Origin of the sequence: Streptomyces sp. NBC_01233, from assembly GCF_035989305.1 — a bacterium.
Classification (GTDB): Bacteria; Actinomycetota; Actinomycetes; order Streptomycetales; family Streptomycetaceae; genus Streptomyces.
Genome location: NZ_CP108514.1, coordinates 598,756 through 623,771, shown reverse-complemented (window position 1 = coordinate 623,771; position 25,016 = coordinate 598,756). Strand labels below are relative to the sequence as shown.

23 protein-coding genes and 4 pseudogenes are annotated in these 25,016 nt (G+C 73.3%); 15 read left to right on the top strand and 12 right to left on the bottom strand.

Going from position 1 to position 25,016, the window contains the following annotated elements:
* Positions 1-13 precede the first annotated feature (13 nt).
* From OG332_RS03125 to OG332_RS03115, 3 genes are read right to left on the bottom strand one after another with little or no spacing between them, the layout of a single operon-like run.
* Positions 14-991, bottom strand: a complete 978-nt coding sequence (locus OG332_RS03125; protein WP_442816098.1) for an ABC transporter ATP-binding protein — start codon at positions 989-991, stop codon at positions 14-16.
* Positions 988-3,876, bottom strand: a complete 2,889-nt coding sequence (locus OG332_RS03120) for a hypothetical protein (protein ID WP_327411965.1) — start codon at positions 3,874-3,876, stop codon at positions 988-990. Before OG332_RS03120 ends, OG332_RS03125 begins: the two co-directional genes overlap by 4 nt.
* Positions 3,873-7,199: an ABC transporter permease gene (locus OG332_RS03115; RefSeq protein ID WP_327411964.1), complete on the bottom strand. Its 3,327-nt coding sequence runs from the start codon at positions 7,197-7,199 to the stop codon at positions 3,873-3,875. The genes OG332_RS03120 and OG332_RS03115 overlap by 4 nt, the downstream gene beginning before the upstream one ends.
* A gap of 215 nt (positions 7,200-7,414) precedes the next feature.
* Here OG332_RS03115 and OG332_RS03110 point away from each other — a divergent pair, with 215 nt between their 5' ends.
* Positions 7,415-8,176, top strand: a complete 762-nt coding sequence (locus OG332_RS03110; protein WP_327411963.1) for an ABC transporter ATP-binding protein — start codon at positions 7,415-7,417, stop codon at positions 8,174-8,176.
* On the opposite strand, the gene OG332_RS03105 is transcribed toward OG332_RS03110, so the two are convergent.
* Entirely contained in the window at positions 8,166-8,552 is a 387-nt protein-coding gene (locus OG332_RS03105; protein ID WP_327411962.1) for a hypothetical protein, read from the bottom strand. The two genes, OG332_RS03110 and OG332_RS03105, sit on opposite strands and share 11 nt — an antisense overlap.
* 106 nt (positions 8,553-8,658) lie before the next feature.
* Positions 8,659-8,988 (bottom strand): glyoxalase/bleomycin resistance/dioxygenase family protein, encoded by a 330-nt coding sequence (locus tag OG332_RS03100; protein ID WP_327411961.1) that lies wholly within the window; start codon positions 8,986-8,988, stop codon positions 8,659-8,661.
* Between OG332_RS03100 and OG332_RS03095 the strand changes: the two are divergent.
* Positions 8,875-9,390, top strand: a pseudogene (locus OG332_RS03095) (hypothetical protein); the annotation flags it as partial. The gene OG332_RS03100 and the pseudogene OG332_RS03095 overlap by 114 nt on opposite strands.
* Positions 9,391-9,454: 64 nt before the next feature.
* Complete coding sequence (locus OG332_RS03090) at positions 9,455-10,285, top strand: phytase (RefSeq protein WP_327411960.1); 831 nt, start codon at positions 9,455-9,457, stop codon at positions 10,283-10,285.
* A 198-nt stretch (positions 10,286-10,483) separates the two neighbouring features.
* Here OG332_RS03090 and OG332_RS03085 read toward each other — a convergent pair.
* Positions 10,484-10,813 (bottom strand): annotated as a pseudogene (locus OG332_RS03085) (ABC transporter permease subunit); the annotation flags it as partial.
* Positions 10,814-11,020: 207 nt separating this feature from the next.
* Between OG332_RS03085 and OG332_RS03080 the strand changes: the two are divergent.
* A complete protein-coding gene (locus tag OG332_RS03080; protein WP_442816097.1) occupies positions 11,021-12,214 on the top strand; it encodes a serine hydrolase domain-containing protein in 1,194 nt (397 codons plus the stop codon).
* Between the two features lie 118 nt (positions 12,215-12,332).
* Here the strand turns inward: OG332_RS03080 and OG332_RS03075 are convergent.
* The 3 genes and pseudogenes from OG332_RS03075 to OG332_RS03065 all read right to left on the bottom strand — a co-directional run.
* A pseudogene (locus tag OG332_RS03075) lies at positions 12,333-12,656 on the bottom strand (carotenoid oxygenase family protein); the annotation flags it as partial.
* Between the two features lie 149 nt (positions 12,657-12,805).
* Positions 12,806-13,207, bottom strand: coding sequence for a hypothetical protein (locus OG332_RS03070; RefSeq protein ID WP_327411959.1), 402 nt, complete (start codon positions 13,205-13,207; stop codon positions 12,806-12,808).
* 331 nt (positions 13,208-13,538) lie between these two features.
* Positions 13,539-14,108: a type 1 glutamine amidotransferase domain-containing protein gene (locus OG332_RS03065; RefSeq protein WP_327411958.1), complete on the bottom strand. Its 570-nt coding sequence runs from the start codon at positions 14,106-14,108 to the stop codon at positions 13,539-13,541.
* Between the two features lie 479 nt (positions 14,109-14,587).
* Between OG332_RS03065 and OG332_RS03060 the strand changes: the two genes are divergently transcribed.
* From OG332_RS03060 to OG332_RS03020, 9 genes and pseudogenes are all read left to right on the top strand, one after another.
* Positions 14,588-14,833: a hypothetical protein gene (locus OG332_RS03060; protein WP_327411957.1), complete on the top strand. Its 246-nt coding sequence runs from the start codon at positions 14,588-14,590 to the stop codon at positions 14,831-14,833.
* Between the two features lie 183 nt (positions 14,834-15,016).
* Positions 15,017-15,640, top strand: a complete 624-nt coding sequence (locus OG332_RS03055) for a hypothetical protein (protein ID WP_327411956.1) — start codon at positions 15,017-15,019, stop codon at positions 15,638-15,640.
* Between the two features lie 211 nt (positions 15,641-15,851).
* Positions 15,852-16,733, top strand: a complete 882-nt coding sequence (locus tag OG332_RS03050) for an alpha/beta fold hydrolase (protein ID WP_327411955.1) — start codon at positions 15,852-15,854, stop codon at positions 16,731-16,733.
* Between the two features lie 94 nt (positions 16,734-16,827).
* Positions 16,828-17,046 (top strand): annotated as a pseudogene (locus OG332_RS03045) (TRIC cation channel family protein); the annotation flags it as partial.
* 178 nt (positions 17,047-17,224) lie between these two features.
* Entirely contained in the window at positions 17,225-17,515 is a 291-nt protein-coding gene (locus OG332_RS03040; protein WP_327411954.1) for a TRIC cation channel family protein, read from the top strand.
* Positions 17,516-17,531: 16 nt separating this feature from the next.
* Positions 17,532-18,071: a GNAT family N-acetyltransferase gene (locus OG332_RS03035; protein WP_327411953.1), complete on the top strand. Its 540-nt coding sequence runs from the start codon at positions 17,532-17,534 to the stop codon at positions 18,069-18,071.
* A 59-nt stretch (positions 18,072-18,130) separates the two neighbouring features.
* A complete protein-coding gene (locus tag OG332_RS03030) occupies positions 18,131-18,502 on the top strand; it encodes a tyrosinase family oxidase copper chaperone (protein WP_327411952.1) in 372 nt (123 codons plus the stop codon).
* A 30-nt stretch (positions 18,503-18,532) separates the two neighbouring features.
* On the top strand, positions 18,533-19,396 hold the full coding sequence (locus OG332_RS03025) for a tyrosinase family protein (protein WP_327411951.1): 864 nt from the start codon (positions 18,533-18,535) through the stop codon (positions 19,394-19,396).
* Positions 19,397-19,480: 84 nt separating this feature from the next.
* A complete protein-coding gene (locus OG332_RS03020; protein ID WP_327411950.1) occupies positions 19,481-20,101 on the top strand; it encodes an HAD-IA family hydrolase in 621 nt (206 codons plus the stop codon).
* 54 nt (positions 20,102-20,155) lie between these two features.
* Here OG332_RS03020 and OG332_RS03015 read toward each other — a convergent pair whose 3' ends face one another.
* Together OG332_RS03015 and OG332_RS03010 are read right to left on the bottom strand one after the other, a co-directional pair.
* Positions 20,156-20,443 carry a chaplin gene (locus OG332_RS03015; RefSeq protein ID WP_327411949.1) on the bottom strand — a complete coding sequence of 96 codons (288 nt, stop codon included), beginning with the start codon at positions 20,441-20,443 and terminating at the stop codon, positions 20,156-20,158.
* A gap of 95 nt (positions 20,444-20,538) precedes the next feature.
* Positions 20,539-20,865, bottom strand: a complete 327-nt coding sequence (locus tag OG332_RS03010) for a hypothetical protein (RefSeq protein WP_327411948.1) — start codon at positions 20,863-20,865, stop codon at positions 20,539-20,541.
* A gap of 98 nt (positions 20,866-20,963) precedes the next feature.
* On the opposite strand from OG332_RS03010, the gene OG332_RS03005 reads away from it, so the two are divergent.
* A complete protein-coding gene (locus tag OG332_RS03005) occupies positions 20,964-22,451 on the top strand; it encodes a carboxylesterase/lipase family protein (protein WP_327411947.1) in 1,488 nt (495 codons plus the stop codon).
* On the opposite strand, the gene OG332_RS03000 is transcribed toward OG332_RS03005, so the two are convergent.
* A complete protein-coding gene (locus tag OG332_RS03000) occupies positions 22,429-23,715 on the bottom strand; it encodes an alpha/beta hydrolase (protein WP_327411946.1) in 1,287 nt (428 codons plus the stop codon). The genes OG332_RS03005 and OG332_RS03000 overlap by 23 nt on opposite strands.
* A gap of 265 nt (positions 23,716-23,980) precedes the next feature.
* Between OG332_RS03000 and OG332_RS02995 the strand changes: the two genes are divergently transcribed.
* On the top strand, positions 23,981-25,009 hold the full coding sequence (locus OG332_RS02995) for a TolB family protein (protein ID WP_327411945.1): 1,029 nt from the start codon (positions 23,981-23,983) through the stop codon (positions 25,007-25,009).
* The last annotated feature ends 7 nt before the right edge of the window (positions 25,010-25,016 follow it).

Sequence of the window (25,016 nt, the reverse complement as noted above, 5' to 3'; positions counted from 1 at the left end):
GGCCGTGCGCGGTTCAGCCGTGGCTCCGGTCCGGGCGCAGCTCGATGTGGTCCGCGGCCAGGTCGACCGCCAAGCGGTGCTCCATGCCCAGGGCCTCCAGGAACTTCGGGGGGAGCTGGACGCGCCCGGAGCGGTCCAGGACGACGTACTCGCGTTCGCTGATCGATTCCTCGCCGTGCTCGTCGGTGACCAGGCGGCGCAGGACCTCGCTGCTGGTGCGGCCGTCGCGGATCGCCACGGTGCGGCGGACCTCGCCCGCCACCATGGGGTCGTGCGTCACGATGACCACCGTGACGCCGAGCTCCTTGTTCACCGTACGGAACGTCTCGAAGACCGCAGCGGCCGTCTCGGAGTCCAGTTCGCCCGTGGGTTCGTCGGCCAGCAGGACCCTGGGGTCGTTGGCCATCGCCACGGCTATCGCGACGCGCTGCTGCTGGCCGCCGGACAGTTCCGCCGGGCGCCGGTGCGCCAGTTCGCCGATCCCGAGGGCGTCCAGGATCTCCGCGACCCGGGCGGACCGGCGCGCCCCCGCGGCCCCTTGACGCGCGCCGCCGCGGCCGCCGCCACCCCTCAACTGCATCGGCAGGGCCACGTTCTGCGCGGCCGTCAGGAACGGCAGCAGGTTGCGGGCCGTCTGCTGGAAGACGAAGCCGACCGCTTCGCGCCGGTAGCGCAGCCGGTCCCGCGCCGACAGGTCCAGCAGGTCGTAACCGGCGACCGCCGCGCTGCCCGCCGTCGGGACGTCCAGGCCCGCCAGGATGTTCAGGAGGGTGGACTTGCCGCTGCCCGAGGCGCCCACGAGGGCCACCAGGTCGCCCTGGGCGACCGTCAGCTCCAGTCCCTGGAGGGCCTGTACCTCGATGCCGTCCGTGCTGAAGATCCGGACCAGACGGTCGCAGGCGATCGCGGTGTCCGCCGCCGGGGTGCGCGGCTCCGCGGCGGCCGTCGCCCGGCGGCGCAGCTCCTCGTACGTCGGCTGGTCGGTGTTCAACGCTGGTCTCCCGCTCTCAACTCGGTGGTGATCTGCCGTCGCCCGGATGTCGCCGCCTCGACGAGCACGGCCGCGGCGACCAGGGCGGCCAGGCCCAGGGCCTGGGTCAGTACGGGGCCCGCCGTGAGCCGTACACCGGTCGGCACACCCGCTCCGACCAGCGTGGACAGGTCCATTGCCGGGCCCAGCAACCCCACCGCGGCGGCCGCCACCAGGGCCCCGCCCAGGGTCGCGGCCAGGGTCTGCGGCAGGCTCTCGGCGAGGATCAGCGCCACGCCCTGGCGGCGGCGCAGCCCCATGGTGCGCAGCCAGGCGAGCAGGGCCGCCCGTTCGGGGACGGTCCGCATCAGCGTCAGCAGTACGGCCAGCAGTGCGAAGCCGGCCGCTCCGGCCACGGAGGCCCAGAAGAGGCGCTGGGCCGACCGCTGCAGCGGATCGGCGCCCAGCTCGGCGACGGCCTCCGCGCTGGTGCGCACGGGATACACCTCGTCGGCGGGTTGCGTCCCGGCGGCCGGACCCTGGCCCGCGGCGGGTGCCGGAGCCGGAGCCTGGGCCTGGTTCGTCGAGGGCGCCGGCGGGAGCGCGGCCCGGACCAGCGCGCGCAGCCGGTCACCGTCGACGGAACCCAGGCCCAGCCACTGGTTCGGGCGGTCGGCGCCGATGAGCGCCGTCGCCGGGCCCGCCGGGAGGATGACGGTCGCGGCGTCCCGGGCGGGCCGGGCCGGCGTGCAGTCGATCACGCCCGCGACCCGTACCTTCAGCTCACGGCCGTTGCCGGGCTGCAAGGTGTACGTGCCCGGGCCCGCCAGCCGTGCCAGCCCGGCGCTGAACAGCGCGGGCACGGGCGCGTCGGCGGACTGCGAGCCGCCCGCGGCCAGCAGGGCGGGGTCGAAGGAGCCGCAGCCGAGGACGCGGGACAGCTCCGCGTACGCGGCCGGCTCCGCGATGATCACGGAGATCTGGGTGGAGCGCTGGGTCGTGCCGAGGACCGAGGAGTCGTGGTCGATCCACAGCGGCACGGAGGTGCGTACGCCCGGCAGCTCGCCGGCGGCCTTCGCGAGTCCGTCCGGCAGCGAGGCCTTCCCGAACGCGGAGATCGCCGCGTCTGCGCCGACCGCCAGCCGGGCCACCCCCAGCCGGTTCGCGTCCACCGAGTCCAGGACGGCGGCCCCGAACCCCCCGGTGGTGATGGCGAGGAGCAGTGCCACCATCGGCAGGACTGAGGGACCGGTCCGGCCACGCGCGTTGGTCCCGCCCGCCCCCGAGCCACGCGCGGCCCGGGCCAGTCCGAGGAAGCCGACCAGCCCGGAGCGCCGGCCGGCCGCCCGTGCGAGCCAGCCGGTCACGACCGGCTGGAGCCGGGCCAGCAGCAGCCCACCGCACAGCGCCAGCAGCAGCGGAGCCGCGATCAGCAGCGGGTCGGGGTCGCTGCCGGCCGGGGCGACCCCGCGGCGGCGGACCTCCACTACGGCGGCGGCCGTGGCGATGACGACGAGCAGTTCGGCCACGGGCCGGCGCCACCGCCCGGCCGGGCGCGGCGGGGTCAGCAGTACGGCCGCCCGTACGGGGAAGGCCAGCAGCGCGAGCAGTGCGACCACCGCGGCCGAGAGCAGCGCGGGGGCGAGCCGGGGCGTGGGCAGCAGCAGTACGGCGAGCGCGGTGGCGGCCGCGGCCGCCGGCAGCACCGTGACGGCGCCCTCCCCGAGGAGCCGGCCGACGATGCCGGCGCGTGAGCCGCCCCGGGCCAGCAGCAGCCGTAGCTCGGCGTCGCGGCGGTCCGCGGCGAGCGCGCCGGCCAGGCACAGGACGACGAAGGCGACCCCGCCGACCCCGGCGGGTCCGATCAGGGCGAGCGGCGCCGCGGCCTGCCGGCGGTCGTGGGCCTGCTTGAACAGTTCGGGCAGCCACGAGGTGGTCCGTATCCGCTCGCGGCGGGTCTCGATGGCGATGGCGGCGGCGGTGGGACCGGCCACGTACGAGGCGATTTCCTCCTTCGTGGCGTCCAGCCGGTCGGCCCGCAGCCGGCCGACCTCCACCGGGAGGCGCCAGAAGTCCTCGGCGTTGTGGCCCCAGAGGTCCATCCGGTTGAGGTCGCCGGCCCCGATCAGGGCGTCGGCCTCCCACAGGTAGCTCTCCCCGACGAACTTCTTGCAGGCGCGCGGGAGGCAGTCCTGGTTCACCCAGAAGTCCTCGGTCTCGTCCGTGACCGAGTAGAGGCCCACGACCTCCACGGACGGCGTGCCGTCGATCAGGGGCGTGCTCTTGAGGACGGACCCGACGCGGGCGTTGATGGTGTCGGCGGCCTGCTGCGACAGGGCGACCTGGAGCGGCGGATCGTACGCGGCGGCTCCGGCGGGCCGGGGGGTGTCGCTCGGCCAGCGCCCCTCCACCAGCTTCACGTGCTCCTGCGCCTGCTTGAAGTACAGCAGGGACATCTCGGGCGGGAGGCGGTGCGGGCGGGACAGTTCCGGATTCAGCAGCGGTTGCCGCTTGGTGGTCCGCGTGCCGTGGACCACCGCGTCCGGGTCGACGCGGAAGGTGTTTCCGGTATGGGACAGCAGGCTCTTCAGGGTGCCGTCCAGGGCTTCGGCGCTCTGCCCGGACATGGGGGCCGGCGCGGTCACCTGCAGACTGGTGTCGCTCTGCCCGCTGCCTTCCAGGAAGGACCTCAGGGCCTGGTCGGCGCCCCGGTCCTGGGCCCGCGGCAGCGCGGCGGCCAGCAGGACGGCGACGAACGCCAGCGCGGCGGCGAGCAGGGTACCCAGCGGAGCCGCCCGCAACCGGGTCCTGACCCAGGGCGCGGGCCGTGGCCCGGACCGCGGGGCAGCGGCGGACGGCGGGGTGGCTTCCGACGGCGGCGCGGCGGACGGCGGCGGGGTGGTCACATCTCCTCCACGGGACGCAGCCGGGCGGCGATGTCGCGGCCCCGGGGGCCGCTGAGCACGGCCGACAGCAGGGGAACGGCGGCGATGGCGGCGGCCGTCAGCAGGGTCTGCCAGAACGGCAGGTCCACCCGTACGGGCGGGAACGGCCGCCCGGCGGCGGGTGTCAGCACGACCAGGGGCGCCATCAGGTGGACCAGGGCGCCACCCAGCCCGGTCCCGACCGCGGTTCCGATGACGATCAGTACTCCGCCCTCGGCGGCGGACGCCAGGGCCAGCGACCGGCGCGGGGTGCCGAGCGCGAGCAGGACCGAGAACTCCCGGCCGCGCACGCGCCGTTCGGCGGCGGTGGACGTTGCGAATCCGATGGCCGCCAGGACCGCGCACGCGGCGGCGAGGGCGGCCAGCGCGCTCTGCGGGCCGGCGCTCAGCGGATCCTCCAACAGGTGCGCGGTGATTTCCTCGCGCAGCTGGACGCGCTCGGTCCGGGATCCTTCGCGCAGTTTGTCCGCCGCGCGGGCCGGGACCGGATCGGCGGCCGAGGCGGCGGGCAGCCACCACTCGGTGGGCGGGGCCGGCTGCTGTCCGGCGGACTCCACCAGGAACCGGCCGAGCGTGCGCAGGTCGACGGCGAGCCCCGACCGTCCGACCACCGGAAGGGAGTCCAGGGCAGCGGTGACCCGCATCGGGATCGTCGCGCCGTCGAGCGTGACGGGGACGGTCGCACCCACGGAGGCGCCTACGGACCGCAGGTAGTCGGTGGTGGCGACCGCCGGGACCGCGGCGGGGGCAGGGGCGGTGGGCGCGGGGAACAGCACGGCGCTGACACCCTTTTCGGTGCCGGACCCGCCCCAGTACCGCACTTGCAGGTGGTCCGTGGAACCGGCCGGAACCGGGGAGAGCGCGGGGGCCCGCATGCTGCGGGGTCCCTGCGGGGGCGAGGACTGCCAGCCGCCCGTGGCCGCGGGGCCGGGTGCGGCGACCGCCGTCGCACCGCCGTCCGCGGTGTCGGAGACGCCGATCCGGCGCAGGGTCAGTTCGCTGCCGTTGCCCGCGGGGCCTTCGTCCCCGGCATACGAGAGGCGTATCCCCGCCAGGGTCAGCGGGGCTGCTGCCGAACCGATCGGGGCACCGGTCAGGGTGTCCAGGGGGAAGGTGAGAGTGGCGTCGCCGCTGGTGGGCAGCGTGACCGAGGGCGTCCCGTGGGTCGCTCCGAACCGGTCGCGCAGCAGTAGGCTCACGGCCGCCCAACTCGTACCTTCGGACCGTGCCGTCACGCCGAGCTCGATCCGCCGGGGGGAGCCGGGCAGGTCGACACCGGGAGCCTGCCCGGGGGCGGCTCCTGCGGCGCCGGCGGCCGCGGACCCGGTCGGGGCATCCGGGCCCTCCGCGGCGAGCGGGGCGAACAGTTCCCGCATCCCGTGGCCGCCGCGCAGGTCCGCGCGCAGCGGTACGCCTTCGCCCACCTTGGTGGCGTCCAACGCGATGAGGTCGGCGGTGCCCCCGCCGGGGAGCGGCTGTGCCCGGCGGACCACCGGAATCAGGCGGTCCGCACCCGGCAGTGCCCCGTAGCGTCCGCCCTGCCCCATCGGGGCCATGCTGCTCCCGGAGATCCGCAGGCCGCCCGCGGTCGCGAAGTCGGCCTGGTCGCGCTGGGACTCGGACCAGGCGATGTGCTGGCCGAGGGCGAGGATCCCGCTGGAGACGGCGAGGACGAGCAGGAGCACTGGTCCGGTGGCCCGGCCGGGTCGACGGGCGAGCTGCCAGCCGAACAGGGCGGGGCCCAGACTCCGGCCGCGTGCCGCCAGTCGTCCGCCGGCCCGCGCCGCGAACGGCAGCAGGCGCAGGACCAGCAGCGTTCCCCCGCAGAGGGCCAGGGTCGGGGCGGCGACCAGGACCGGGTCGACGCCGAGCCCGCCGCCGGTGGAGGAGGCGGGCACGCGGGCGTCCGTACCCCCGTACTGCGACAGCTGCTGGTAGCCGAGGACGGCGAGGACCAGCACGGCCAGGTCCAGCCCGGAGCGCGCTGCGCCCGTCACCAGGGCCTGCCTGCTGCCGGCGCGGCGCAGCACGGCGGCCGAGGCGCCGCGCAGGACGGACGGCAGGGTGGTCAGCAGGACACAGGCCAGGGCGCAGCCGGCCGCGACCGGCCAGACCAGCCAGGTGTCCGGGATGTCCAGGTGAACCCGCCCGAGCGGTCCGAACCGGCTGAACAGGCGCAGCAGGGGCGGTGTGAGCAGCGGTGCCAGGACGGCCGCGGGCAGGGCGAGCAGCAGCGACTCGGCCGCGCCGAGCGCGCCGAGGCGCCGGCGGGAGGCGCCGCGCGCGGTGAGCAGGACGCGCTCCGGTTCCTGGCGGACCGTCAGGATGTGGGAGACGAGGAGCAGCGCGGCCGTCGAGAGGACGGCGAGCTGGAGCGCGCCCACCAGGAGGGTGGACCGGGCGACGAGCAGGCCGGAGTCCAACTCGGAGAGGAGTTTCGGCAGTTCGGTGGCGGCCCGGAGCGAGGTGGCGCGCTCCAGGGCGGCCCCCGCGGGGTTCGTGGCGGTCCGGACGGCCCCGGCCTCGGAGGTGCGGATCGTGCTCAGGTCCGGGGTCAGCAGCGTGAGGCGGTAGTTCTGCAGGAGGCCGCCGGTCGTGAACGCGCTGTCGTCCACCAGGAGAGGGCCGTAGGTGGCGAGGGTGCTGGACTGGATCTCCCGGCCGCCGAGCGGGTCGAGCCGCCAGTACCCGGCGTCCGGATCGGTGGCCCGGTACACGCCGGTGACCAGCACGGTGAGCGCAGCCCCGTCGAACCGGTCGTCCAGCCGGACCGGCGCGGGCAGCGCGGCCTCGGCCAGGCCGAGCCGGGCCAGCGCCGCGCGCGGCACGGCCACCTGCATCGGCGCCGCCGGGGTGCCGGCAGCCCCTGCGGCGACGGGCCCGGGCCACTCGCCGGCGAGCAGTTGTACGTGCTCCCGGGCAAGGGCGGCGAGCAGGGTCAGGTCGGCGTCGCGACCCGAGGCGGCAGTGCCGGGAAGCCCGTACGAACGGCTGCGGGCCACGCTCTCGGTGGTGACCGGAAGCCGCCCGAAGACCTCGCTCGCGTAGGCCCGGACGGACTCGTCGTCCTTGGCGCGGGCGGAGGCCGGATGGCCGCTGGTGACCACGACGGTGGTCCGGGCCTGTTCCGAGCCGGTCAGGGCTTGCCGCAGTCCCTCCTCCTCCACGCCACGGGTGAATGCCGTCAGCGCGGTCAGAGCGGTCGCGGTGATCAGTACGGTGAGCAGTACGGCGACGGCGAGCGGCCATCGCCCGCGCAGTCGGCGCACGACGAAGCCGAGCACGTGTTGAATTCCCTCCCCCGTCCGGACCTTCGGTACCGGATAGCGGACGATGCTGTCAGATTCGAACCAGAGAGGGAAGGGGCTTGCGTGAAAGGTGCGACGGATGCGCAAATGCGATCAGGAAGCTGCAACGGCGGCGGGTGCGGACCGCGGGGCGGGGCGCTCCACGCGGACGACGCGAGCGATGCGGACAACTCGACGGGGGAGTACATGCGATGAGCAACAACCATCAGGCACCGGTGGCGGCGGCGGTGGCGACGGCGCGGGAGGGCGCGGGCACGCCGATCGTGGTGGTGGACGACCTGCACCACAGCTTCGGCAGCGGACCGCAGGCCGTCCACGCCCTGCGCGGCGTGTCCTTCGAGGTCCGCCGCGGTGAACTCACCGCCCTCAGGGGCCGGTCGGGCTCGGGCAAGACCACCCTGCTGAACCTCGTCGGCGGCCTCGACACGCCGACCAGCGGCCGGATCACCCTCGACGGCACCGACCTGGCCGCCCTCGACGAGGCGGACCTGCTCGCACTGCGCCGGGACCGCATCGGGTTCGTCTTCCAGTCCTTCGGCCTGATCCCCGTCCTCACCGCCGCCGAGAACGTCGGCGTGCCGATGCGACTGCGCCGCGTACCCGCCAAGGAGCGCGAGGAACGTGCCAGGACCCTGCTCGCCCTGGTCGGCCTCGCGGACCACGCCGAGCAGCGCCCCGGCGAGCTCTCCGGCGGTCAGCAGCAGCGCGTCGCGGTGGCCCGCGCCCTGGCCAACGACCCCGACCTGATCATCGCGGACGAACCCACGGGTCAGCTCGACTCCGAGACGGGCCGGTCGATCATGGAGCTGTTGCGTGCGGTCGTGCGCAGCGAGTCGGTCACCATCCTCGTCGCCACCCACGACCCCAACCTGATCGAACTCGCCGACCGGGTCGTGGAGCTGCGCGACGGCCGCATCGTCGGGCCCGGTGCGGACGAGGAGCTCAGCCGGTGAGGGTGACGCAGGGCAGGCCCACGCTGGCGCCCCCGCGGAAACCCTCCGCGCAGAGCCGGGTGCCCGCGGGGAAGCGCCGTTGCGGGTAGGCGTGGTCCCGGTAGGTCCTGAACTTGGCGACGTCCTCGACCTTGGTGTCGGCGCTCCAGCCGTTGGTGGTCCACACGCGGGCACTGATGCGGTTCGGCTGGTTGGTGTTGGTGACCGACACCTCCACCCGGCCCAGGTAGGTGCCCGTGTCGTAGGTCTCGATGCAGACCGAGTGGTTGCACCACTTGCCGTCCGCCACCGCGGACGGTCCCGTGGCGATGACGCAGCCGAGAGCGGCAGCCGCTGTTCCGATTCCCGCGGCGATCTTCCTGGTGACGGAGTGCATGGCAGACGACCTCACGCATTCTTCCCGGCCCGCGACGCGGCACGGACCCTGCCGGCAGATGTCCCTCAGGGCCGGACGGGCCCCGAGGGACCAACGCCGAACAAGATCACGAGTCACGTCGCCCGGTCGAGTGGATGTCGACGGTCCGGCCGTCGGGGTCCGTGAGGAGATGGCGGCCGGGCCCGAGCGGTGGGGTCGCGGCGGCGCCGGTGAGGGTGAGGCCCAGGCGAAGGGCACCGGTCTCGCGGCCGGGGCGGGCGGGGTAGAGCTCGAAAACCGCACCGTCCGCCAGCGTGGCCGCGTAGTGGCGGGGGCCCCGCCCGTGCTGCTCGCTCGCGAAGTGCAGACCCAGGTCTTCGTAGAAGCGCCGGCACTCTTCGAGCCGGGGCGAGTACAGGACCAGCAGGGTCGCGCGGATGCCGATCGGGTCGCTCATGGGGCTCCTGGGGGCCGAGGGGAGGCGGGCTCGGGCAGCATCCGCAAGAGCCGCGCGGATGGGGCACGTTGCGGTTCGGACGGCTGCGGTGGGCCGACGTCCGAGCCTCGCCAGCATAGTTACCGGTCCGAGCTGCGGCGCGGGAAATTCCGCCCCAGCGGCTCCCGCCCGGCCGGCGCGGAGACCGCGGCCGGTTCAACTGCCGTTCACGCCGTGCTCGCCGGGCCTCTCTACCCTCCCCCTGTCCTTCACCCGACCGAGGGGAACCCGGTGTCCTTCGCCCTTTCCGTCCGTGCGGCCGCGCTGCCTGCCGCCGTCCTGGCCACCCTGGCCCTGCCGGCCGCCCCGGCTCACGCGGCGGCGATATCCGTCACCGCCACCGTGGAGACCGCCCCGGTCTCGCACAGCGGCGACGCCGCCGACGACCCCGCCCTCTGGGTCCACCCGACCGACCCCCGCCAAGTCGGTGGTCGTCGGAACGGACAAGAAGGGCGCGCTGGAGGTCTACGACATGACCGGCGCCCGCATCCAGCGGATCACCGGCGACTACGGCAACAACGTCGACCTGCGCGGCGACATCGTGGTCTCGGCCGACGACGAGGCCGCCGGCGGCAACGGTGCCATGCACGTCTACCGCATCGACCCCGCGACCCGGCAGCTCAAGCGGCTGGCGGACGTGCCCACCGAGGTCACCGCGCACGGCATCTGCCTCTACACCTCGCCGGCCTCGGGCAAGCTGTACGCCTTCCCCAACTCCACCTCCGGCAGCGTCGAGCAGTGGGAGCTCGCCGTCAACGGTGATGCGGTGACCGCGACTTCCGTCCGCCTGTGGGACGCGGGCTCCGCGGTCGAGGGATGCTACGCCGACGAGACCACCGGCAAGCTCTACCTCGGCGAAGAGGACGTCGGCGTCTGGGTGTACGGGGCCGAGCCCACCGCCGGCACCAGCCGCACCAAGCTCGACTCCGCCGGCTCGGGCGGCCACATCACCGCCGACACCGAGGGCATCACCGCCGCCGGAAACCGGATCTACGTCTCCTCCCAGGGCAGCAACGACTTCACCGTGTACGACCGCACCACCCGCGCCTACCTCGGCCGCTTCTCCGTCTCCAACGGCACGGCGGCCGACGACTGCGAGGACACCGACGGCATCGACGCCACCTCGGCCAACCTCGGCCCCGCCTTCCCCCAGGGCGTGTTCATCTGCCAGGACGGCTCCAACGGTGCCCCCGGCACCAGCGGCAACCAGAACTTCAAGTTCGTCCCGCTCCAGCACATCACCGCCCAGTTCGGCTGATCGTCCTGGGCGCCGGCGGTCCCGCCGGCGCCCGGGACGGCAGCGCCCGCGCACGGCGTCAGCGGCGGAGCACCTTGCGGGACACCACGTTGCCGAGCAGCTGCGCCGACTGTACGAGTGCCGCAGGTAGCCGTAGGCCATCGCCAGGTTGCCGACGCCTCCTGCGCCGACCGTGCCCGCCACCGCCGAGAAGTCGATCAGCGCGACGAGCATGAAGGTCAGGCCGAGCACGAGGGGTCCGAGCGCCTCGGGAACGAGGACCGTGAGCAGGATCCGCAGCGGGCTCGCGCCCATCGAGCGCGCCGCCTCGATCACGCCGGGTTCGACGGAGAGCAGGTTGGACTCCACGATGCGGGCGACCCCGAACGTCGCGACGACCGTCATCGGGAAGATCGCGGCGTTCGTGCCGATCATCGTGCCGACCACCCCGCGCGTGACCGGGGCGAGCGCGACGATCGCGATGATGAGCGCCGCAGCCGGACACGAGGAGCGCGAGGAGATGGATGGATCGTAGATCGAACTCGCCATATGACCTTCGAATGTGAGGTTCTATTCATGAATCTGAAATGAATGAAAGGTGATTGGTTGAGGTGGGTGGGAGTCTCCGGAGCGTGCGCGCCTGCCAGGGCCGGATGGAGCACCGCCGGCCGGCGCGCGGCCGTGTCGCCGCCGGCACCGGCGCGGCTCCTGCCATCGTGGGGCCGCCGCGCTCCGTCGTCCCCTGGAGGTACCTCCGTGTCCTCACGCCCGTACGGCCACGCCCGCCGGATCCGCCCCTCGCTGCGCCTGGCCGCCGCCACGGCCGTGTGCGGCGCCCTGCTCGGCGCCTCCGTGCAGCCCGCGCAGGCCGGAGCGGACCGCGCCCCGGCGCCCGCGGCCTCCCTCCAGCAGCAGCTGCGGGAGCTCGTGGAGCGCGCCGACGGGCCCCCCGGGGTCATTGCCGTCCTGCGCGACGGCGACCGTACGCAGGTCTACCGGGCGGGCGTGGCCGACGTGGAGAGCGGGCGGCCGCCGAGGGCGACCGACCACATGCGGATCGCCAGTGTCGCCAAGGCCTTCAGCGGAGCGGTGGCCCTCGGGCTCGTCGACCGCGGCCGGCTGCACCTGAACGACACGATCGGCGAGGTGCTGCCCGCTCAGCCGGTCGCATGGCACCAGGTGACGCTGCGTCAACTGCTCAACCACACCAGCGGGTTGCCCGACTACTCGGCGTCCCCCGGGTTCGTCGACATCATCTCCGAGGACCCCCGCCACCGCTTCGACTCCCGGCGCCTGCTGGATTTCGTCGCCGACGAGGACCTCGAATTCCGGCCGGGCAGCCGCTACCAGTACTCCAACTCCGACAACATCGCCATCGCCCTGATGGCCGAGGCCGCCACCGGACGCCGGTACGAGACACTGCTGCGCGAGCTCGTCTACGAGCCGCTGGGCCTGGACGCCACGAGCCTGCCCCAGGGCTACCGACTGCCCGTGCCCTTCCTCCACGGCTACCAGATCGACCCGCAGACCGGGCCCGTCGACGTCAGCGAGGCCGTGAGCGCCTCGGGGGCCTGGGCGGCCGGGGGCATCGTCTCGACGCCGAAGGACCTGACGGCGTTCATCCGGGGCTACGCGGGCGGCACGCTCGTCTCGGACCGCACCCGCAGGCAGCAGTTCACGTTCATCCCAGGCGCCCTGTCCCAGCCCCCCGGCCCCGGCCGCACCGAGGCGGGCCTGGCCATCTACCGCTACACGACGCGCTGCGGAGCGGTCTACGGCCACACCGGAAACACGGCCGGCTACACGCAGCTGGTGGCGGCCACGGCGGACGGCCGCCGCTCCCTGACCTTCTCGATCAGCACGCAGACGTCCCTCGACAACAACCCCGACCTCCTCGCACAGGTCCGGGACGTCCAGGAGGACTTCGTCTGCGCCCTGCTGCGCAGGTGACCCGGGCGGCCGTGGAGGCGCGGCGGGGCGCCTGCCGGGTTCAGGGCTCGGTGGGAAGCCAGCAGCCGTGCAGGCCGAGCGGGACCCGGACGGGGATGCGGGCGCGGGCGACCGGCCCGAGGCCGCCCCAGAGGGCGTGCCCGACGCGTTCCTCGGCCTCCACCGCGGGAGTGCGTACGAAGCGGTTGCGGTAGCGGGCGCGGCCCCCGGAAAGCCAGACCCCGTGCAGCATGCCGTCGCCGTCGATGGGGTACAGGTACGAGCCGATCGGCGTGAAACGGGGATTGGGGCCGTTGCGCAAGTACAGGCCGTCCAAGGAGGCCGGCAGCTCGCCCGGCACCTCCAGATCGGCGACGTCCACCTCTTCCGTGACCGGCGCGAACGATCCCAGCAGGTGGGGGACGCGGGTGGGGTCGAAGCGGGGTGGCGTGTGGGTGTTCACGGGACCTCCCGGCGTGCGCCCGGCGGGGTCCGCGATGGACGGAGCGATTCCGCTGCGGGCGCGCGGTTGCGGCACTCTCCAGTGAAACGCGGTACGCACGAGCCTGCCAGAAGACGCAGCGGCCCGGGTACCGACCACGACCCGGGAGATCAGTCGGACGTGAAGACCTCTACGTGTGCGTCGTCGAGGACGAAACCGTTGTCGAGGCGTACGCGGACGGTCACGTGGAGCTGCTGCTCCTGGTAGGCGATCCACTCGGGTTCCAGCGAGCCGACCTGCTCTTCGAGCTGCTTCCTGGTCCCCGAGGGCATCTGGTGGCCGAAGCCGTCGAGGAGCGACTTGAGCCGTTCGTACTCGCGGACGCCGGGACCCTGTTCCTGCGGCTGGGGCTCGTTCACCCGCTCGACGGTGCCCCCGGTGCCCGATGCCAGGGACAGCGAGCCGGCGACGGCACCCGTGGCAGCCGCCGGGGAGTCCTCGGCCGAAACGACCGACCCGGCCAGCCTCAGGTCTGCTGCCAATTTCACCCGCTGGCCTGCTTCGAGCATCATCGATCCTTCGTCTCCCCGGTCAGTGCGTCGGGCTGCGACCGAGCGCGCGCACGGTGGCCGCCCGGGTCGGTGCCATTATCCGGGTGCGGTTGCCGCCGGAGTCACGGGAGGGCAGGCGAGCAGCCCCTTCCTGTGCCGTGCAGGGGATTGAGAGGTCCCGCGAGGGGCAGGCGCCCCGCGTACGAGGAGGTGCGCCATGGCTGCCGAGGACACGCCCGTACCGGAGCCCCCTGCCGAAACCGGGCTCCGGAGCCCTTGCGTGGTGCGGGTGAGCGGCGAAATGGATGCCGACCACGTGGAGGATCTGCGTGCGGCACTCGCTGCGGCCCTTTCACGGGCTCCGAAGGGCGCCGAGATCGTCGTCGCGCGCGGGGGTGAATTCCTTCACGAGGGTGGTGCAGAAGGCGTCGAGGTCGTCGGGCCTGCGGCTGGTGATGAGCGTTGACGGGGCCGCGCGGCACACCTGTACCTCCTCGTCGACCCAGGTGCCTCCCGCGTTGCGGATGTCGGTCGCCAGGCTTGGCCACGACGTCAGCGTCCTGCCGCGTACGACGTCGGCCTCGATCAGGGTCCAGGGCGCGTGACAGATCGCCGCGACCGGTTTGCCCGTCTCGAAGAAGCTGCGGACGAAGCCGACGGCCCGGTCGTTCATGCGGAGGGCGTCCGGATTGGCGACACCGCCCGGTAGCACGAGTGCGTCGAAGGCGTCCGAGGTGTCTCCGGCCAGTAGGTGGTCGACGGGGTAGGTGTTCGCCTTGTCGAGGTGGTTGAACGCCTGCACCCGTCCGGGCCCGGTCGATACCAGCTGGGGGATCCAGCCGGCCGTCTCGACGGCCTTCCAGGGCGTGGTGAGCTCGACCTCCTCCACCCCCTCCGGAGCGGTCAGAAACGCGATGCGCATGGCGCTCACTCCCTTCGATCCGCTGGGCTCTTGCGCGCCTTCCCCGCCTGGTGGCCCTGAACCGTCGGGGAAGGGCCGAGAATCCGGCCTCCCGCGACGCCCCGGACGGATCGTCCGGCGGCGGGGCGCTCCGGCAGGTCGTGCCGACGGTGCCATGTGGCGGATCCGAGGTGCGGGAATCCGCGTGGCCTCGCAGCATGGCGGTGAACCTCCCCGCAAGAAGGAGACGTGTGATGCCCCGAGGTCCCGGGATGAACCAGCAGCATCCGAAACATGCCCACGGCCACTGATCGACGTCGCCCGCAGGGCGCTCACGCCCGGACGGACGAGGAAGGCGGTAAGCGATGACCAGCGACGCCGGCGCATCACGGCAGTCATCGGCGGAAGTGGTGGTCACGGCCACTCATTGCTCGGAAGAAGCCGTCAGAGTCCTCCTGGACGTTCTCGATCGGGCCTTTCCGGATGCGTCGGCGGAAGGCGTGGCGCTCGAACCGGGGCCGCACGGCAAGACCACCGTCTGGTGCACGACCGTGGTCGCGGCGGACCAGCCCGGGACGACGGGGCCCATGGGCCTGGACGGAACCGTCGACGTCGGCCTGCAGGGCGGCCCCCGCGCGGTCGACCGGGTCGTCGCCGCCCTCTCGCACGCCTTCGTCGTCGAGGACCGCGGGACCGTGGCGGGAGATCAGGAGAAGGAGGTCGACCTGCTGATCCGCGCCGGGTGACCCCCGTGCCGCCTGCCGGAGGGAAAGGTTCCCTGTTGGGGTCTTTGTCGTTTTCGGACAGTCCGACGGGAATTCAGGTCATCGTCTCCGAAGGGCCTCCGTGACCGGGGCGGCGTTGCGCAGGCTGGAGCGTATCCGCGTCCCGGCCGGGGCGGGGACACCGGTGCGCACAGGGGGAACGTGATGGGAGTACGTGGGGGGATGCACGGATCGGCCGCCGTGGCGGCGGCCGCTGCGCTGGCGTTCGTGACGTCGGGGCCCGCCGTGGGCGCCGAGCAGTGGCGGCCGAGGCCGGGGACCCTGTACATCTCCGACATCCGCCTCGGGGACGGGGTCGGGTGGTCCGCTCCGCCGGTCCAGCGGGGCTGGGGCTCGCGGTACAACTGCCTGGCGGACTGGACGTGGCGGCCGCCCGAGGTGAACGTCTGGCACCGGCAGTTCTCCACCGCGGAGACCGCATCGGCCGAGCAGAAGGTGGTGGTCTTCGCGACCGAGGCCGAGGCCGCCGCGTTCGCGGATGCGGCCCGGCAGAATTACGCCGACTGCCCACGCCGCCGCAACGAGCGGCCCGACATGACCGCGACGGGTTACGACCACGGTGTGGTGAACGTGGAGGAGGGCGCCACCCTCCAGGGCATGCACACCGTCGACACCGATGCCCAGGAACGCCCCGACTTCAATTACCTGTGGGGCGTGGGCCGCGACGGGGACACCGTCACACTCGCCGAATGGTCCAGCTACTGGGGTGCCCCGCCGGTGGAGGCATGGAAGAACATCCTGCGCACCGCGGTGAACAAGCTGTACTGACCGGGGGATCACCGCCGCTGCGTGCCCGGTGCGCGGGTGCCAGACTGGATGCATGCCCTCACGGCCCCGGCCCCCGGCACTGCGCATCGCAGCACGTCGACCCCGCCGGCTCGCCGTTTCCCTCGTGGCCGTGGCCGTGGCCGTGGCTGCGGCTGCGGTCGCGGTAGGCCTTTCGCCGGCAGCCTCAGCCTCAGCCTCTGCCGGCCCGGGCGTGGCCCCCGGTGGAACGGGGGCGCCCACCGGTGACACCGTCCCCGGGGACTTCGCGGGCACGGTGCCCCTGGAGGGCGGCCGCCGCGTCTACGTGGAGTGCCGGGGAAGCGGCTCGCCGACGGTGGTGCTGGTGTCCGGTACGGGAGGCGCCGCGGACGAGTGGACCCACGCGGTCGACCCAGCCGAACCGGCAGCCGCCCCGGCGCCGAGCGCGTCGGCGGTGCTCCCGACGGTCGCCTCCTTCACGAGGGTGTGCGCCTACGACCGTCCCGGTACCATGAGGTTCGACGACAGGCCGAGTCGTTCGACGCCGGTGCCGCAGCCCACGACGGCGGCGGAAGGCGCAGCCGATCTGCGGGCCGTGCTCTCCGCGGCCGACGAACACGGCCCCTATGTGCTGGTCGGGGCCTCATGGGGCGCGATGATCACCACCCTGTCCGCGTGCACGGGCGTCCCCCGGGTCGCCGGCCTGGTCACCGTCGACGGCGCCTCGACCCACCTGCGGGACACGCTGACACCGGCTCAGTGGTCGGACTGGATGCGCAGGATCGACGAGATGAAGGGGCCGAAGGGGCTGGAGGTACCCGACTACACGGCCAGCGTCGCCGAGATCCGGACCGCGCCCCCGCTGTCCTTCCCCCTACCGGCCGTCGTGCTCACCTCCGACAAGCCGTGGGACCTGCAGGTGGGAGACAGCGGTTCGACCTGGCCGGCCTGGCTGGCCGCCCAGAACCGCCTCGCCGTCGAACTGCGCGCCCGGCACGTCACCGACACCGACAGCGGACACGCGATCGCCGTGGAGCGGCCTCAAGTGGTGTCGCAGGCTGTCCGTGAAGTGGTCGGCCAAGTCCGGAACGGGAGCCGGAACCAGTCGCGTTGACCCGGCCGCAGAACCGCACGCTGCCGGACCGTACGCCGCCGAAGGAGCACGGGATGCGTACCTTCGGCCGACGTGGACCACGGCCGAACGGCCGATGCGGCGCCGGCGCCGGGTGCGGCAGGCCGGGCGGGTCGCCCCGACGACCCGACCGCCCCGTGAAGGAGGCGCCATGCTGCACGCCCTCTACCTCCTCGGCACAGCCGCCTTCGCCGCCTCCGGCGTGCTCGCCGCGCACCGCGCCCGCATGGACCCCTTCGGCGGGCTGGTCCTCGCCTACGCGGCAGCCCTCTCCGGCGGCACCCTGCGCGACCTCATCCTCGACCGGCACCCGCTGTACTGGACGCACGACCGGGTGCTGCTCGTCCTCATCGCCTCCGTGGCCCGTCCTGACCATGATCTAACTGCGCCGCCGGGAGCTCCCGCACCGTGCCCTCGTGGTCGTCTAAGCCATCGGGCTCGCCGTCGTCACCGTCATCGGAGCCCGCGCCGCCTTGGACGCCCAGGTCAGCCCCGTCGCCGTCCTCATCCTCGCCGTCCTCACCGGAGTCACCGGCGAGGTCGTCCGCGACGTGCTCTGCGGGGAGTTCCCGCCGCTGCTGCTGCGCGAGGAGGTGTACGCGACAGCCGCCCTCGCCGGCGCCGCCGCCTACCTCGGCCTGCCCGGGGCCGGAGCCCCGGGCACGGCCACCACCGACGTCTCCGCCGCCCTCGTGTTCACCCTGCGCCTGGCCGCGGTCTTCCGCGACCTTCACTTGCCCCGCCTGCAGCGCATCCCCGGGTGATCCCTACGCTCACCGCATGACGACGACCATCACCGCGCTCGACGCGGCCGGACTCCGCGCGCACCGCGACGAACTCGCCTCCCTCCTCCTCGCGGTGGTCGGGGGCGGCTCCTCGCTCGGCTTCCTCGCCGGCCTCGACCACGACGGCGCCGCCGCCTGGTGGGACTCCCTGCTGCCCGTCGTCGAGGAGGGATCCCTCGCCCTGTGGGTCTCCCGCACGGGCGACGACGGCCGCATCGACGGCACGGTCAGCTGGTACCGGGAGTCCAAGCCCAACGGCCGTCACCGCGCCGAGCTGCGCAAGCTCATGGTCCATCCGGCTGCCCGCGGCCGGGGCACCGCCCGCTCCCTGCTCGACGAGGCCGAGACCGCCGCCGCCCGCGCCGGGGTGGTGCTGCTCTTCCTGGACACCGAGACCGGCAGTGGAGCCGAGCGCGTCTACCGCGCCGCGGGCTGGACGGAGGTCGGCACCATCCCCGACTACGCCACCGACCCGGCCGGTCGCCTGCACCCCACCACCCTCTACTACAAGCGGCCGTGTAGCACTCACGGGTGACCTCGTCCGCCGCGCGGCGTTAGACCCGTAGCCGCCGGCCACCGAGCGAGGGAGACCGTATGTCCGCTGCATCCGCCGCCGCACCACTGACCCGCCGCGCGGTCCTGCGTACGGCCTTCACCGCGGCCGTGCTCGCCGGTACGGCCGCGGCCCTGGCGCCCGTCCTGCGCGCCCGGCGTCCCCGGCAGACCCTCACCCCGGCGCCGTTCGCCGAGGAGGAGACGTACCGCGGCCGGCACATCGCCGTCGACGTCGCCGGGGTCCGCATCGACGGCCGCCCGCTGCACGTCATGCGCCGGGCCGACGGCAGCTACCTCAGCGGGATCAACCACTTCGAGTCCTACGCGACGCCGATGGAACTGGCCCGTGCCGCCGTCGACGAACTCGGCACGGCCCAGCTGGCGTTCGCGGCCGCCCCGCACCACGGCTGACACACCCACGGGAACGGGAGGAGCCCCGCATTGCACACCCGGCAGAACCAGAAGAACCTGACCAGTGCCCAGAAGAAGCGGTTCACGACTGCGGTGCTGGAGCTCAAGCGCAACGGAGCCTACGACGCGCTGGTGCGCACGCACGACAAGTACTTCGTGCCCGACCGCGACCGCAAGCTGCGCGTGGGGCACATGTCACCCTCCTTCTTCCCGTGGCACCGGCTGTACCTGCTCGAATTCGAGCGGAAGCTGCAGGAACTCGACCCGGCCGTGTCCATCCCGTACTGGGACTGGACCACCGACACCAGCCCGGTCTCCTCCCTCTGGGCCGACGACTTCCTCGGCGGCACCGGCCGGGCGAGCGACCGCAAGGTGATGACCGGGCCGTTCGCCTACGACAAGGGCAACTGGACGGTGACCGTGGGCATCACGGAGTCCGCGTTCCTCACCCGCAACCTCGGCCGGCCGCAGAACCCGATCAAGCTGCCCACCGCGGCCGAACTGCAGTGGGCGATCGACGACCCGGTCTACGACACCTCGCCGTGGGACTCCACCGCCGGCGCGGGCGGCTTCCGCAACAAGCTGGAGGGCTGGGCCGCCCCCAAGAGCGAGCGCTGGCGCAACCACAACAAGGTCCACCAGTGGATCGGCGGGCACATGACGGGCGGCACGGCGCCCAACGACCCCGCCTTCTGGCTGCACCACGCCTTCGTGGACCTGATCTGGGACCGCTGGCAGCAGAAGCACCCCGCTGCCGGATACCTGCCCGCCACCCCCCTCGCCCGCGGCGACCTCCAGCAGGGCCGGGTGATCTCCCTCGACGAGCCCATGCCGCCGTGGAACATCACTCCGCGCGAGATCCTCGGCCATCAGAACCTCTACCGCTACGAGTGATACGGCGGGGCGGCCTGCGAGGATGCCTTCGGTACCCATCCCGTGGTCCGCCACGGGTGGAACACCACCAAGGAGTCCCGATCCATGACGGTCCGCCCCTACGACGCCGTGCTCTGCGACATCGACGGCGTCCTCCGGCACTGGCCCGCTGCCGGCCCCACCGACCTCGACCACGTCCACGGGCTTCCCGCGGGCACCATCGCGGCGGCCGCCTTCGCGCCGTCCCGCCTGCACCCCGCGATCACCGGGGAGGTCACCGACGAGCAGTGGCGCGCGGCGGTGGCCACGGACCTCGCCGACGCATGCGGATCGATGGACCGCGCCCGAAGCATCGTCACGGCCTGGTCCGAACTCGTGCCACGCGTCGATCACGAGGTCGTATCCCTGCTCACCAGGGTCCGCGAAGTCGTGGCCGTCGCCCTGGTTTCCAACGCGACCACCCGATTGGAGTCGGATCTCGCCCGACAAGGCCTGAAAGACCTCGCCGACGCCGTGGTGAACACCTCCCGCATCGGTGTCGCGAAGCCCGATCCGCGCGTCTACCGCATGGCCGCCGAACGGGTCGGAGTCCCCGTCCACCGCTGCCTGTTCATCGACGACACCGCCGACAACGTCGTCGCGGCCCGCGCAGTGGGGATGGCCGCCGTCCACGACCGCCGGATCGGAGACCTCGAGGACGCCCTGTCCGCTCTCCTCCCCACGTGAAGGGGCCCCCGCCGGTCCGGCGGGGGCCCCTTCGTCGATCAGGCGATCAGGCGATCAGTGGCCGTAGCCCTCGCCCTCGGTGTGGTGCTCGTCGCCGTGGCCCGACGCGTTGACGCAGGTGTTGCCGAACGCGGGGTTCAGCAGACCGATCACGTTCACCGTGTTGCCGCAGACGTTGACCGGGACGTGCACCGGAACCTGGAGCAGGTTGCCCGACAGGACACCGGGGGAGCCGACCGCCGCACCGTGCGCTCCGGCATCGGCGACGGCCAGACCGGCACCGGCGACCACGGCGCTACCGGTGACAGCGGTGATGGCGAATGCCTTCGCGATACGCGACATCAAGATCTCCTCGTGAGATATGGGGCGCCGCAGAATCTGCGGCATTTGACATGGCATACAACGCAGGGACGGCCGAGGGGTCACGGCCGCTGGGCCTACCCGGTGACGGGAAAGCGCACCGAGGCGAAGTACGGCCGCACCTGGCTGACGTCGCCGGGCCGCAGCACCCCGACCACCCGGCCCGAGCAGCCCGGGTCCCGGTAGAGGGTCGCCGGGCCCCGGGTCCCGTTCGTGACCGCCCGGGCGCCGCCGCCCTCCGCCTCGACGCAGCCCTTCGGCGCGGTGAGCCCGTGGACCTGGTCGTCCTGGCCGACGTACTGGAAGTCCGGCCCGGTGGCGGCCAGGGCCGGGCCGCCGAGGAGCGTGGCGCCCGCGAGCAGCAGGACGGGCACCGTGGTGTGGTGGATACGCACGAATCGCATGCCCGTCCAACCTGGGCGGGCCCGGGCACGGTCACGCCTTGTCACCCGTTGGACGGCTGTGCGACCGTGCGCCCAGCACCAGGGTTCAGGAGGACTGGATGAGCGCAGTGGGCGACGCCGGAGCCGCAGTCGGCGGCCGGCCGAGGGTCAGGACCGCGGCCGGCGTGGTCGAGGGCCGCACCGCGGCCGACGGCACCGCCGTCTTCCGGGGCATCCCGTACGCCGCCCCGCCCGTCGGCGCCCTCCGCTTCGCGGCGCCCCGGCCCCCGGCCGCCTGGGACGGCGTGCGGGACGCCACCGCCTTCGGCCCCACCGCGCCCAAGGTTCCCTACCCGGACACGTACGCGGCCCTGCTGCCCGACCCCGAGATCCCCGGGGACGACTGCCTGAGCGTGAACGTGTGGACGCCCGATCCGGCGCCCGGAGCCCGGCTGCCCGTCATGGTGTGGATCCACGGCGGGGCGCACACCCGCGGCTCCTCGGCCGTCCCCGTGTACGACGGCTCGGCCTTCGCCCGCGACGGGATCGTGCTCGTCTCCTGCAACTTCCGCCTCGGCGTCCTCGGCTACGGCCTCTTCCCCGACGCCCCCGCCAACCGCGGCCTGCTCGACCAGATCGCCGCCCTGGAGTGGGTCCGCGACAACATCGGGGCCTTCGGCGGGGACCCCGCCCGCGTCACCGTCTTCGGCGAATCCGCCGGAGCCATCAGCATCGGCGCCCTCCTGGCCGCCCCGCGCGCGGCCGGACTCTTCGCCCGTGCCGTCCTGCAGAGCGGAGCCCCCGAGGTCCTGCCGCGCGACAAGGTGCGCACCGTGGTCCGGCGGATGGCCTCGCTGCTCAAGGTGGACGCCACCGCCGGGGCCTTCGCGGCCACCGCCCTGCCCACCCTGCTCGCCGCCCAGGCGGCCGTGCTGCGCCGCTCGGGCCCGCTCCTCGGCGGACCCGCCTTCGGCCTGGTCGCCGATCCCGCCACGGTCCCGGGGGACCCGCTCGACGCCCTGGCCGACTCCGGCGTCTCCGGCGACGTGCCCCTGCTCCTCGGATGGACCAGTGACGAGTACCGGCTCTGGCTCGCCCCCACCGGCGGGATGCGGCTCCTCGACCGGCTGGGCCCGCTGGCCGTGGCGCTGGCCCGCGCCCGCGCCGGCAAGGACCGGTCCGACGTACGGGCGCTGCGCGCCGCCCTGCCCGGGGCGGGCCCGGCCGAGCTCGCCGGCCAGCTGCTCACCGACCGGCTGCTGCGCGACCCGCTGCGCAGGCTCGCAGGGGCGCGGCGGGCGGCGCCGAGCTACCTGTACGAGTTCGGCTGGCCCTCCGGCGTCCCGGGCCTGGGCGCCTGCCACGCCCTGGAGATCGGCTTCGTGTTCGACATGCTCGCGGCGCCGGAGGCCTCCTGGCTGGCCGGGCCGGGCGCCCCGCAGGCGCTGGCCGACGAGATGCACGCGGCCTGGGTGCGGTTCGCGGTGACGGGCGACCCGGGCTGGGCGGCCTGGGACGGCAACGGCCCGCCGAAGGCGTTCGGCGGGCCGGAGCGGGAACCGGAGGGGACGCGGGCGTCGACGCTTACTCGACGGGTCCTTCCATGACCTTGCTGATGAACTGGACCGGTCCCTCACCCATGTTGGGGACGTAGGTCTTGGCGTTGTGCTGGCCGCCCTTGATGACCCTCAACTCGGCGTGGACGGGCCCCTTGTTGCCGTAGGCGGCGATGAACTTCTGCACGTCCGGAAGGGTCTTCTTGTTGTTCTCGCTGTCGCCGACCTGGAAGGCGAGGTAGACGTCCGGACCCTTGCTGTCGATGAGCTGCTTCGCCAGCACCTCCGGGTTGTTCTCGGCCTTCTCCTTGTCGTGGCCCTTCCAGAGGGAGGAGTCCGGGACGATGTCCGGGCCGGAGGCGATCACGGCCTTGAACTTGTCCGGGTGCTTCAGCACGGCCTTCAGACCCGCGAACCCGCCGGTGGAGGAGCCCATGAAGGCCCAGCCGTCACGGGACTTGACGGTGCGGAAGTTCGCCTTCACCAGGTCCGGGACGTCCTCGGTCAGCCAGGTGCCCATCTTGGGCTGGCCGGGTATGTCGGAGCCGTCCCAGTAGACGCCCTTGTCGTCCGGCGCCGGGTTGAGCACCGGCATGGCCAGGATGAAGGGCTTGCTCTTCCCCTCGGCGTACCACTTGCTGATGCTGGTCTGCAGACCGAGGTCGGTGCCCATCCAGTAGTTGCTCGGGAAACCGGCACCGCCCGGGAGGGCGATCATGACCGGGAAGCCGCTCTTGGCGAACTTCGGGTCGTTGTACTCCTTGGGTGCCCAGACCCAGACCTTGCCCTTGAAGCCGGACTTCTTGCCGTCCAGCGTGGTGACGGCCACGTGGGTGCCGTCGGGCAGGGTCATCGAGTTCTTGAACTCGGCGGCGGGGCCGGTCGGCATCAGCATCTTGGAGTTCGCCGGCTGCTGCGGTGCGTCGTTCTTCTTGCCGCCACCGCCCGCGGGCTGCTGCCCGAAGGACACGGCGGAGCCCTTGTCGGTGAAGGGGGGTATCTCGAAGTGGTTCATCACGAGCGCCGATATGCCCGCGAGCGCGAGGACGGTGGCCCCCGCGATCGCCCAGCGCCGGCCCCGGGACTTCCGGCACGGGGGCTCGGGCTGCTCGTGGTGGTCCTGCGACTCGTACCCGTACTGCGGCTGCTGCCCGTACGGAGGCTGCGGCCGGCCGTGGGGCGGCTGCGGCGCGCCCCCGGCCTCGTACGGCTGCTGTCCGTACGGCTGGCCGTACTGGTCGCCGTGGGGCGGCTGCGGGGTCTGCCCTTGCGGCCGGTACGGCTGGTACTGCTGCCCGTCGGGTGCGTACGACATGTGCGGTGGCTCTCCGGCTGGTGCTGCCCCAGAGGGGCGGGGTGGTCTGGAAGCTGGATCCTTCCGTTCGAAGGATGAACGAAAGCATGTCAGGGTTCCGCATTTTTCCTACTCTTGGGGTCCCCTGGGGGAGGCCATTGCCTGGCGCCCGCACGGCACATGGACTTCTCCTCCCCACCGCCGTACATCCCTGGCTCATGCAGGGGCCGCTGGGTATGGTGCCCCCGCCCAGCCCCCGGACCCCCACCTCGCCCGGAGTCTCTCCATGACCTTCCAGCGCCGGATCCTGCTGCTCGCCACGGCGGTGCTCCTGCTCACCGCCGTGGGCGTGCTCGCCGTCCTGCGGGCGTCGTCCCGGGTCGAGGAGAAGGACCACGCGCAGGCGGGCGGCCCGCGCGTCTCCGAAGGCGCGGTCTCGCTGGACCCGGGCCGGGGCGGGCGCCGGATCGTGTTCCGGAACATGGCCTGGGGCCCGCACCGCGACGAGCTCGCCACCGTCCCGGCCGGCGTGCCGGAGGGGGCCCGCACCGCGTCCGGGGTGAGCTGCCTGCGCTTCCACGCGGCCGGCGGCACGGGGATCTGCCTCCAGGCCGACCGGAGCGGGGTCCAGGACGGCTACAAGGCCGTGGTGCTCGACGCCCGCCTGAAGGAGGTGTCCGCGCATCCGCTGAACGGCGTCCCCACCCGCGCCAGGGTCTCGCCCGGCGGACACCTCGCCGCCTGGACCGTCTTCGTCGGCGGGGACTCGTACGCGGGTACGAATTTCTCGACGCGCACCTCGGTGCTCGACCTGCGCACCGGCAGGCTCGACGCCTCGCTGGAGGACTTCGAGATCCTCAAGGACGGCAAGCCGTACCGCGCCGCCGACGTGAATCTCTGGGGTGTCACCTTCGCCGCCGACGAGCGGACCTTCTACGGGACGCTGGCGACCGGCGGCCGGACCCACCTGGTCCGCGGGGACCTGGCCGGGCGCACGGTGACCACCCTGCGCGAGAACGTCGAGTGCCCGTCGCTGTCGCCCGACGGGACCCGGCTGGTGTTCAAGAAGCGGGTGCCGGACCTGCCGGCCGAGGCGCCGTGGCGGCTGTACGCACTGGACCTGGCCTCTGGTGCGCAGACTCCGCTCGGTGAGGTGCGGAGCGTGGACGACCAGGTGGTGTGGACGGACGACCGGACCGTCGTCTACGCCCTGCCGGGGGACTTCGGAGCTGACCTGTACTCCGTACCGGCCGACGGGAGCGGCGCCCCCACCCGGCTCATGGACTCGGCCCTCGCCCCGGCCTTCCTCGGATGAGGAGGGC